Source organism: Galactobacter sp., assembly GCF_022712295.1.
GTDB lineage: Bacteria > Actinomycetota > Actinomycetes > Actinomycetales > Micrococcaceae > Galactobacter.
In genome coordinates, this window is sequence record NZ_JALAGT010000045.1 from 1 (window position 1) to 9,947 (window position 9,947).

At 66.8% G+C, this 9,947-nt stretch carries 9 protein-coding genes and 1 tRNA gene; 8 read left to right on the top strand and 2 right to left on the bottom strand.

What is annotated here, in order from left to right; all coding sequences use genetic code 11:
• Positions 1 to 563: FAD-binding protein (locus tag Q0A15_RS03330; RefSeq protein WP_291278119.1), on the top strand; the 563-nt coding region annotated here is incomplete at its 5' end.
• 102 nt (positions 564 to 665) lie between these two features.
• Here the strand turns inward: Q0A15_RS03330 and Q0A15_RS03335 are convergent.
• A complete protein-coding gene (locus Q0A15_RS03335) occupies positions 666 to 1,736 on the bottom strand; it encodes a 2,3-butanediol dehydrogenase (RefSeq protein ID WP_291278120.1) in 1,071 nt (356 codons plus the stop codon).
• Between the two features lie 224 nt (positions 1,737 to 1,960).
• Here Q0A15_RS03335 and Q0A15_RS03340 point away from each other — a divergent pair.
• From Q0A15_RS03340 to sufU, 7 genes are all read left to right on the top strand, one after another.
• Positions 1,961 to 2,032 (top strand) — tRNA-Gln (locus Q0A15_RS03340).
• A gap of 160 nt (positions 2,033 to 2,192) precedes the next feature.
• Positions 2,193 to 3,689, top strand: coding sequence for a bifunctional UDP-N-acetylglucosamine diphosphorylase/glucosamine-1-phosphate N-acetyltransferase GlmU (gene glmU, locus Q0A15_RS03345; protein WP_291278121.1), 1,497 nt, complete (start codon positions 2,193 to 2,195; stop codon positions 3,687 to 3,689).
• Between the two features lie 77 nt (positions 3,690 to 3,766).
• Positions 3,767 to 4,747, top strand: a complete 981-nt coding sequence (locus Q0A15_RS03350; RefSeq protein ID WP_291278122.1) for a ribose-phosphate diphosphokinase — start codon at positions 3,767 to 3,769, stop codon at positions 4,745 to 4,747.
• Positions 4,748 to 5,087: 340 nt separating this feature from the next.
• Entirely contained in the window at positions 5,088 to 5,693 is a 606-nt protein-coding gene (locus tag Q0A15_RS03355; RefSeq protein ID WP_291278123.1) for a 50S ribosomal protein L25/general stress protein Ctc, read from the top strand.
• Between the two features lie 10 nt (positions 5,694 to 5,703).
• Entirely contained in the window at positions 5,704 to 6,249 is a 546-nt protein-coding gene (gene pth / locus Q0A15_RS03360; RefSeq protein ID WP_291278124.1) for an aminoacyl-tRNA hydrolase, read from the top strand.
• Positions 6,250 to 6,522: 273 nt separating this feature from the next.
• Positions 6,523 to 7,821 carry a SufS family cysteine desulfurase gene (locus Q0A15_RS03365; protein WP_291278127.1) on the top strand — a complete coding sequence of 433 codons (1,299 nt, stop codon included), beginning with the start codon at positions 6,523 to 6,525 and terminating at the stop codon, positions 7,819 to 7,821.
• A complete protein-coding gene (sufU, locus tag Q0A15_RS03370) occupies positions 7,821 to 8,282 on the top strand; it encodes a Fe-S cluster assembly sulfur transfer protein SufU (protein ID WP_291278125.1) in 462 nt (153 codons plus the stop codon). Before Q0A15_RS03365 ends, sufU begins: the two co-directional genes overlap by 1 nt.
• Before the next feature lie 173 nt (positions 8,283 to 8,455).
• On the opposite strand, the gene nhaA is transcribed toward sufU, so the two are convergent.
• Positions 8,456 to 9,760 carry a Na+/H+ antiporter NhaA gene (nhaA, locus tag Q0A15_RS03375; RefSeq protein WP_291278126.1) on the bottom strand — a complete coding sequence of 435 codons (1,305 nt, stop codon included), beginning with the start codon at positions 9,758 to 9,760 and terminating at the stop codon, positions 8,456 to 8,458.
• Positions 9,761 to 9,947: the final 187 nt, after the last annotated feature.

Genomic DNA, 9,947 nt, shown 5'->3' on the forward strand with positions numbered 1-9,947 from the left:
ACATGCGGGAGCACGACGGCGCCAAGGGACCTTACTGGCTCGTCTACGATGCCCCGTACAAGCGCAAGTACCTGCTGACCTTCGCCATGGATCCACGGGCTAACAAGTTGATGGCGCAGGAGGGCATCAAGGTCACCGCGGACAGCATCGCCGAGCTAGCCACGAAGATCGGCGTCGATCCCAACACCTTCACCGACGAGGTCGAGCGGTTCAACGGTTTCGCGCGCGCAGGCCGCGACCAGGACTTCCACCGCGGCGACTCCGCCTACGACCGCTACTACTCCGACCCCACCGTGCGCCCCAACCCGAACCTGGCTCCGTTGGTCAAGGGCCCCTTCACCGCATACAAGGTGGTCATCGGCGACCTCGGCACCAAGGGCGGCATCGTCACCGACGAGTTCGCCCGCGCCCTGCGCCCGGACGGCAGCGTCATCGAAGGCCTCTACGCCGCAGGCAACACGTCGGCCGCTGTCATGGGCCACACCTACCCCGGCCCGGGATCCACGATCGGCCCGCCCAGCGTGTTCGGCCTGATCGCCGCACGGCACATGGCCCAGGCCTGAAAAACCAAAGGCCCGACGTCCGGTGCCCGGCTTCGAAAAGCCGGGCACCGGACGTCGGGCATGGGTGTTCACGGTGCTACGCGCCGCGAACCGAGAAGGAACTCAGGCGTCGTCGCCGTGGACCTTCACGAGGATCTTCACGTGCGCCTCGCCGTTGTTCTTCAGTTCCTCGAAGCCCTTGGCGACCAGGTCCTCGGGCTCGATCACGGCGGTGATGAAGCCGTCCAGGGGGAGGTCGCCGGAGCGGGCCAGCTCGATGGCCTCGGGGTGGTTGTTGGCGTAACCCATGGCCGCTGAGACGATCTTCTCCGAGTACTGGATGTCGTTCAGGCGCAGCTCCGGAGTGCGGACGTGGATCGCCACGACCTCCAGCCAGCCGCCCGGCTTGAGCGCCTCGGTGAGGGAGTAGAGGACGGGTGCCGCGCCGGTGGCCTCGAAGGCGACGTCGGCACCGCGGCCGTCGGTGAGCTTCTTGACCTCGGCGACCACGTCTACCTCGCGAGGATCCAACATGTGCTCGGTGAGGCCGAGTTCCACGGCGCGCTGCTTACGGGCGGCGGAGAGTTCGGTCATGATGACCTTCACGCCGAGCGCCTTCAGGGAGGCCGCGACGAGCAGGCCGATGGGGCCTGCACCGCCGACGATGGCGGTCTGGCCGGCCTCGACCGGGGTGGAGCGAACTGCGTGAACGGCCACGGCAAGGGGCTCTACCAGGGCCGCCTGGTCCAGCGGGAGGTCGCCCACGGAGTGCACCCAGCGGCGATCCGTCACGATGGAGTCCGACAGGCCGCCACCCTTGCCGGAGATACCGATGAAGCCCATCTTGGAGCAGCGATTGTAGTTGCCGGAGGTGCACTGGTCGCACTCGCCGCAGACCATGAGCGGCTCCACGACCACGCGCTCACCCACCTTGAGGTCGGTGACGCCCTCGCCGAGTTCGGTGACCACACCGGAGAACTCGTGGCCGAACGTCACGGGCAGCTGCTCACCGGAGAGGGGGTGCGGGGCGTCGGCCGGGCAGGGAGCCACGGGGCCGTCGAAGTAGAGGTGCAGGTCGGATCCGCAGACGCCCACGTAGGCGGGGTTGATGCGGACCGTCCCAGGCTTGAGTTCCTGGGGCTCGATGTCCTCGATGCGGACGTCTTCCTTGCCGTAGTAGCGAACAGCACGCATTGCTTTTGACTCCTTCGTCGTAGTTGTACTCCGCACCAACTCTTATCCTGTTATCGACAGGTGTCCAGTTGATTGTGTGCATGGCTGTCATCGGTTCATGAGATGCGTCGTGAGAAGCCTCATGTGATGCCTCAATAGGAGGTGGCGGGGCCGGAACGGCACCCTGATTCTTTGGCGGGGCAGGGTGCGTGGCAGAATGGCACGCGGACCTTTTCAGGGTCCGTTCCGCCGTGGTGTAACGGCAGCACGCCGGCCTTTGAAGCCGTGCAGTCCAGGTTCGAATCCTGGCGGCGGAACGTACGCGTTCGGTGTCCTTCCCCACTCTCATGGGCTCCCGCGAACTTTCATGGGTCAGGCTCGGGTACCGGCGTGGCAGAATGACGAGCGGATCCCTCGCTGCTGATCGCAGCGGTGAATCCGGCTTATGTCGCCACCCTCCAAGGAGCGAGAACACACGTGAGTGCCGAGGTCGTCAAACCTGCAGCCGTCATCATCCTGGCGGCAGGGCAGGGCACGCGAATGAAGTCCTCCCTACCCAAGATCCTGCACGGGATCGGCGGCAGGTCCATGATCGGGCTCGCGTTGGACGCAGCCACCGGCCTGGAGCCGGACCGGGTCGCCGTCGTGGTCCGCCACGAACGCGACCAGGTGGCTCAGCACGTTCTGGAGCACGTGCCCAACGTGGCCATCGTTGACCAAGACGAGGTCCCCGGCACCGGTCGTGCGGTGGAGGTCGCGCTCGAGGCCCTCACCGATCTCACCGCAGGCACCGTGGTGGTCACCTACGGCGACGTCCCGCTGCTGTCCACGGAATTGCTGCAGGAACTCGTGGAGCGCCACATCAACGAGGGCAACTCCGCCACCGTCCTCACCACCCGCCTGGACGACCCCACCGGTTACGGTCGCATCCTGCGTTCCGAGGACGGCTCCGTCGAGGGCATCGTGGAGCAGAAGGACGCCACCGACGAGCAGCGTCAGATCAACGAGGTCAACTCCGGCATCTATGCATTCTCCGTCGCCGCACTGCGCGGCGCGCTGGAGCGGGTCAGCACCAGCAACGCTCAGGGTGAGAAGTACCTCACCGACGTGCTCGGCATCCTCAAGTCGGACGGGGACCTCGTCGCCGCAGCCGTCACCACCGACCGCTGGCAGGTGGAGGGCGCCAATGACCGCGTGCAGCTCTCCGCACTGGGTAAGGAACTCAACCGCCGCATCGTCACCAAGTGGATGCGTGCAGGCGTGACCGTGGTGGACCCCGACTCCACGTGGATCGACGTGGACGTCGCCCTCTCCCGCGACGTCACCCTGCTGCCGGGCACCCACCTGGCCGGGCGCACCGCCATCGCCGAGGGCGCCACCGTCGGTCCGGACACCACGCTGACCGACACCACCGTTGGCCCCGGCGCCACCGTGAAGCGCACCGACGCCACGGATTCCCGGATCGGCGCCCGCGCCACCGTCGGCCCCTTCAGCTACCTGCGCAAGGACACCGTCCTTGGCCCCGAGGGCAAGATCGGCGCGTTCTACGAGACCAAGAACGTCACGATCGGCGCCCGCACCAAGCTCTCCCACCTGGGTTACGCGGGCGACGCCACCATCGGCGAGGACACCAACATCGGCTGCGGCAACATCACCTCCAACTACGACGGCGTCAACAAGCACCACACCACCATCGGCTCGCAGGTCCGCACGGGCGCCAACACGGTGTTCATCGCACCGGTCGAGGTGGCCGACGGCGCGTACACCGGTGCCGGGGCCGTGGTCCGTCACGACGTCCCCGCCGGAGCCCTCACCGTCACCAAGGCACCCCAGGACATCGACCCGGGCTGGGTGCAGCGCAAACGCCCAGGCTCCGCTGCCGCGGTGGCCGCGGCCCTGGCCGCGGACTCGTCGGACACCACTGACGGCACCGCCCAGCCCGACGGACCTGCCCAACCGGACGCGGGCCACTGAACTTCCGACCACCCGTCGGACATCATCATCGACTCCTCACCCACAGGCACCCCAGTTAAGAACGGACACATGAGCGCATGAGCGAACTCAGCCACAATGTCGACAAGAAGATGGTCATCACGGCCGGGCGGGCCCACCCCGAGTTGGCCAAGGAAGTGGCCGACTGCCTCGGAACCGACCTGGCACCGCTCAGCGCCTACGACTTCGCCAACGGTGAGATCTACGTGCGTCCGGGCGAGTCGGTGCGTGGCAAGGACTGCTTCGTCATCCAGTCCCACCCGGCCCCGCTGAACAACTGGCTCATGGAGCAGCTCATCACGGTTGATGCCCTGAAGCGTGCCTCGGCCCGCCGCATCACCGTGGTGTCCCCGTTCTACCCTTACGCCCGCCAGGACAAGAAGGGCCGCGGCCGCGAGCCCATCACCGCCCGCCTGGTCGCGGATCTGTACAAGACCGCAGGCGCCGACCGCATCATGAGCGTCGACCTGCACACCGCGCAGATCCAGGGCTTCTTCGACGGCCCGGTTGACCACCTGATGGCCATCCCGCTGCTGGCCGACTACATCCGTGGCCGCGTCGGCAGCGACAACGTCACGGTGGTCTCCCCGGACACCGGACGCGTGCGTGTGGCCGAGCAGTGGGCTGATCGACTGGGCGGCGTGCCGCTGGCGTTCGTGCACAAGTCCCGCGACCTGACCGTGCCCAACAAGGCCGAGTCCAAGACCGTGGTGGGCCAGATCGAGGGCCGCACCTGCGTGCTGATTGACGACATGATCGACACCGGCGGCACCATCGCCGGCGCCGTGCGCGTGCTGAAGGAGGCCGGCGCCAAGGACGTCATCATCGCCGCCACCCACGCCGTGTTCTCCGACCCGGCTGCCCAGCGCCTGGCCGAGTGCGGCGCCCGCGAGGTCGTCGTCACCAACACGCTGCCGGTCCCCGTGGAGAAGCGCTTCGACAACCTCACCGTGCTCTCCATCGCGCCGCTGATCGCCCGCGCCATGAAGGAGGTCTTCGAGGACGGCTCCGTGACGAGCCTCTTCGACGGCCGCGCCTGAGTTCTGCTTCCGCTTCAAGGCCCGACGCAGTGTGGCACCGTTCCCCTGGGACGGCACCATACGGCGTCGGGCCTTGTCGTGGCGCGGCTCTGTTGGCGCCGAGGTGACGCCAGACACCCCGAGTGCCGCCGGCCCGGAACACGCGCTAAGATGGATCTGCTGCCCAGGCGAGGGAGCGCATGGAAACGTGTGACTCCGTCATCGACGAGGGCCTTCATCGAATCTCATTCCGGGTGAACCCGGCTGAAGCGTTCGATGACAAGGATCCACGCCGAGCATGCCCCGGGCGTGGACCGGACCAACAGTTGGGCCGGTGTCATCGACCACAGGAGTAAAGCTCATGAGCGATTACCAGACCATTCACGGCGAAGTCCGCACCGATTTCGGTAAGGGCGCCGCCCGCCAGGCACGTCGTGCCGAGAAGATCCCCGCAGTCATCTACGGCCACGGTGGCGATCCCGTGCACGTGCTGCTGCCGGCGCGCGAGACCACCCTCGCCGTGCGTACGTCCAACGCCGTGCTGAACATCGAGGCCAATGGCAAGGAGGGCCTGGTTCTCGTCAAGGACATCCAGCGTCACCCGCTGCGTCAGACCGTTGACCACCTGGACCTCCTCACCGTGAAGAAGGGCGAGAAGGTTTCCGTCGAGGTCAACGTGCACGTGGAGGGCGAGCCCTTCGCCTCCCAGGTTGCCTCCCTGGATGTCCCGACCGTTTCCGTGCTGGCCGACGCACTGAAGCTGCCCGAGTTCGTCACCGCAAACGTCGAGGGCCTGGCCGACACCCACATCACCGCCGCAGACCTCGTTCTGCCGGAGGGTGCAGAGCTCGAGATCGACGCCGACACCGTCATCGTGACCGTTTCCGAGCCCGTCGAGATCGAGCTGCCTGAGGCACCTGCTGAGGAAGCCGCCGAAGAGGCTGCCGCCGAGACCCCCGCCGAGTGATCACTCGATCATGACGCAGCACGTGTGGTTGGTGGTTGGCCTCGGTAACCCCGGGGCCAACCACGCCGGTCAGCGGCACAACGTGGGCCAGATGGCTCTCGATGTGTTGGCCGACCGGATGGGAGGCCACTTCACCGTGGCCTCCCGCCACCGTGCCCAGATCCTGGAGGGTCGCCTGATGATGGGTGGCCCCAAGGTGGTGTTGGCCAAGCCCACCACCTACATGAACGTCTCGGGAGGACCCGTCTCCTCCCTGAGCAAATACTTCAACGTGGAACCCGATCATGTGATCGTGATCCACGACGAGGTGGACCTGGACTTCGACCAGGTCGCAACCCGCACCGGCGGTTCCGAGAACGGCCACAACGGTTTGCGGGACATCACCAAGGCGCTGGGCACCCGCGACTATCAGCGTGTCCGCGTGGGCGTGGGACGCCCGCCCGGGCACCAGGCCACCGCGGACTTCGTCCTCTCCAAGTTCAACTCCTCCCAGAACAAGGTGCTGCCGTTCGTGCTGGACGCGGCGGCGGACAAAGTGGAGTCGCTCATCGGGTGAATGCCCGACGGCGCGTCGCGGCACCGCGACCGCGTCGCCGTTGTGTGGCTCCGGTTGCGCTCGCAGCGCGTCGCCTTAGCCGCGAGTATCAAACACTGGCGTTGGCCGGGCCCGTCATACGAGGCAACACTGCGGAATGACCCGGGAGCCCCGACCGTTGAGGCTCGTGGAGGACCCTTGCGCCGACCGACGCAGGGACAGCTAGGACAGCAGGGCTATCAGCGCCAAGGCCCCGAAAGGAATCCCGTGCCGAACACAGCGGCGTCGAACTCAGTGCAGGCCGGTCAGCAGGAGCGGCTGAGCCCCGCAGAGGTGGAGCGCATCCGCGCCGACTTCCCGATCCTTGACCAAGAGATCAACGGGCACCCGCTGGTCTACCTGGATTCCGGCGCCACCTCCCAGACCCCTGAATGCGTGTGGGAGGCCTCGCAGCATTTCTACGAGACGGCCAATTCCGCCGTGCACCGTGGAGCCCACACCCTGGCCGTCGAAGCGACGGATCGATTCGAGGACGCCCGCTCAACCGTTGCCCGCTTCGTGGGCGCCGGTGAGCGCGAGATCGTCTGGACCTCCAACGCGACCGAGGCCCTGAACCTCATCGCCTATTCCTTCTCCAACGCTACGGCCGGCGCCGGCGGACCGGAGGCCGACCGCTTTCGCCTGGCCCCCGGGGACGAGATCGTCGCCACCGGCATGGAGCACCACGCCAATCTCATCCCGTGGCAGGAACTCGCTGCTCGCACCGGCGCCACCTTTCGCTGGATCCCGTTGCGCGAGGACGCCACCCTTGATCTGGAGGCCGCGGCCTCGATCGTGGGCCCTCGCACGCGCATCCTCGCGTTCACGCACGTTTCCAACGTGCTCGGCCTGGTGAACGACGTCGCGGCGCTGGCCGCGCTGGCCCGTTCCGTTGGTGCCTATTCGGTGCTGGACGCCTGCCAGTCGGCCCCGCACATGCCGCTCGACTTCGCGGGCCTGGGCATTGATTTCGCAGCGTTCTCCGGCCACAAGATGCTGGGACCAACTGGTATCGGTGCGCTCTACGGACGCGCCGAATTGTTGGACGCCATGCCGCCGTTCCTGTTCGGCGGCTCCATGATCACCACCGTGAGCCTGGATCACGCCGAGTTCCTGCCCGCCCCTCAGCGATTCGAGGCGGGAACACAACGCATCAGCCAGGCCATTGGGCTGGCCACCGCGGTGAGCTACCTGAGTGAGACCGGCATGGGCCGGATCGAGGGCTGGGAGCAGCATCTGGGCAAGCGGATGCTCAACGGTCTGTCGGAGCTGCCAGGAGTCCGCATCTTGGGTCCCTCGGCAGACGCTGATGTTTCCCGCACCGGCACCGTGCCGTTCGCCGTGGACGGCGTGCACCCGCACGACGTGGGCCAGTTCCTGGATTCTCGCGGCGTGGCCGTGCGCGTGGGCCACCACTGCGCCGAGCCGCTGCACAAGTTCCTGGGGGTCTCCGCATCCACGCGAGCCTCCGCCTATCTGTACAACACCGAGGCCGACGTGGATGCGTTGCTGAACGCCGTCTCGGATGTTCGTGCCTTCTTTGGGGTGAAGTGATGAATCCGATTGAGCAGCTCTACCAGGACATCATCCTGGACCACTCGAAGCGCCGCATCGGTGCCGATCAGTTGGAGGGCGAACCCGGTCAGCACGAGGGTCAGTCGCACCAGCACAACCCGCTGTGCGGGGACGACATCACCCTGCGCGCCCGCGTCGCCGATGACGGCACCATCGAGGCATTGGCCTGGTCAGGCGACGGTTGCTCCATCTCCATGGCGTCGGCGTCAGTGCTCTCCGAAACCTTGACCGGGGAGAGCGTGGCCAGCTTCGAGACGGCCAACGAGGACTTCCACGAGCTGATGCGTTCCCGCGGCAAGGCGGAGATCGGTGCGGAGCTCGAGGAGAAGCTCGGCGACGCAGCGGCCTTTGCCGGGGTCTCCAAGTTCCCGGCCCGAGTGAAGTGCGCCCTGCTGAGCTGGGAGGCCGCCAAGGACGCCATCGCCCGCGCTCAGGGCTGACCGGGCGCCGGCGGCCGCCATTTGCCCCTCGTTCTAGACTTTGCAACCGCATGGGCGAGAACCCCCAGTCCTACGACTGGGGCTTCTTGCGTTAAGTGGGGCAAACTCGGGCTGAGGGGGTGAACCCGGAAATAAGGGGCAAATCGCGGTTCAGGCGAAGCGGTCCAGCGTTCCTATTGCACTTCGGTGCGGGTGCGCTCCACCGGGTCCTTGCGGGACACCAGCAGCAGCCAGATGGCTCCCAACACCGCGGCCAGCACGGAGGCCATCAGCACCGCGAGCTTGGCGTGTTCCGTGTGCGGGGAGGCATGTCCATAGGCGAGTTCGGTGACCAGCAGCGCCACCGTGAAGCCGATGCCAGCCATGAGGCCTATGCCGCACATCTGCGACCAGCGCAGCCGCGGGTCCAGTCGCCCCCACGGAGTCCTGGTCAGCAGCCACGTGGACCCGACGATGCCCAGCGGTTTGCCGATCAACAGGCCCAGCACGATGCCCCACACCACGGGATCCTGCAGAGAGTTCACGAAACCGCTGGCCCCGCCGATGGGCACGCCGGCCGCGAAGAACGCGAACACGGGCACGGCCAGCCCGGAGGAGAAGGGGCCGATGCGGTGGCTGAGGACGGGCGCGAGGGGGCGCCAGGCGTCGGGCAGTGTGGTGCCGCGCGCCCAGGCGCCGGGCTTCGCCGGGACAATCAGTCCCAGCGCCACGCCAGCCACGGTGGCGTGGATGCCTGAGAGGTCCACGCAGACCCAGGTGATCATGCCCAGCGGGAAGAGCATCAGCCAGGGGGCCCAGCGGAAGTTCACGAAGAACGTCGGGTGCTTCTGCACCAACCAGGTGAATACGGCCAGGGGGACCAGGGCGGCCAGCAGCCACAGCGGTGCCAAACCGTGGGCGTAGGCCACGGCGATGATGAGGATGGCGATGAGGTCGTCCACCACGGCTAACGTCAGCAGGAAGATGCGCAGGGCCGAGGGCAGTCGCTTGGACACCAGGCCGAGGACGGCCGTGGCGAAGGCGATGTCTGTAGCGGTGGGGATGGCCCAACCGTGCAGCGTGGAGGCGCCGGCACCGGTGACGAGCTGGATGCCGGCAAAGATCAGGGCGGGGACCAGCACACCGCCGGCCGCGGCGACCATGGGGGTGATGGCGGTCTTCGGGTCGCGCAGGGAGCCGTTGACGAACTCGTGTTTGAGCTCCACACCCACCACGAAGAAGAAGATGGCCAACAGGGCGTCGGAGGCCCATTCGCCCACGGTGAGATTCAAGGTTTCGAAGCCAAGGTTCACGGGGAGCGTGGTGTCGCGCAGGTTCAGGTAGCCGTCACCGGCGGGGGTGTTGACCCAGATCAGGGCTGCGGCTGCGGCGAGGATCAGCAGGACGCCTGCGGTGGAGTCGGCCCTGATGAGGTGGGAAAAGCTGGGAAGTCCCGAGAAGGACGATCCGGAATAAGAATGGGTGCGCTTAGCGCTCATGAGTGGCTTTCGGGGTCGGGGCATGATGTCGCCGACCAGACTTCCCGGCACACCATGGCCGCTTGCCTGCTGCGACCAACGCGGACCACGTTACCTCTTGGGTCGGTTGACAGCCGATTCCACCTAGACATTCCGTCACTGCCTCCTGCTTTATGCATGAGGCGGTGACGGAAAGCCTGGGGAGGAT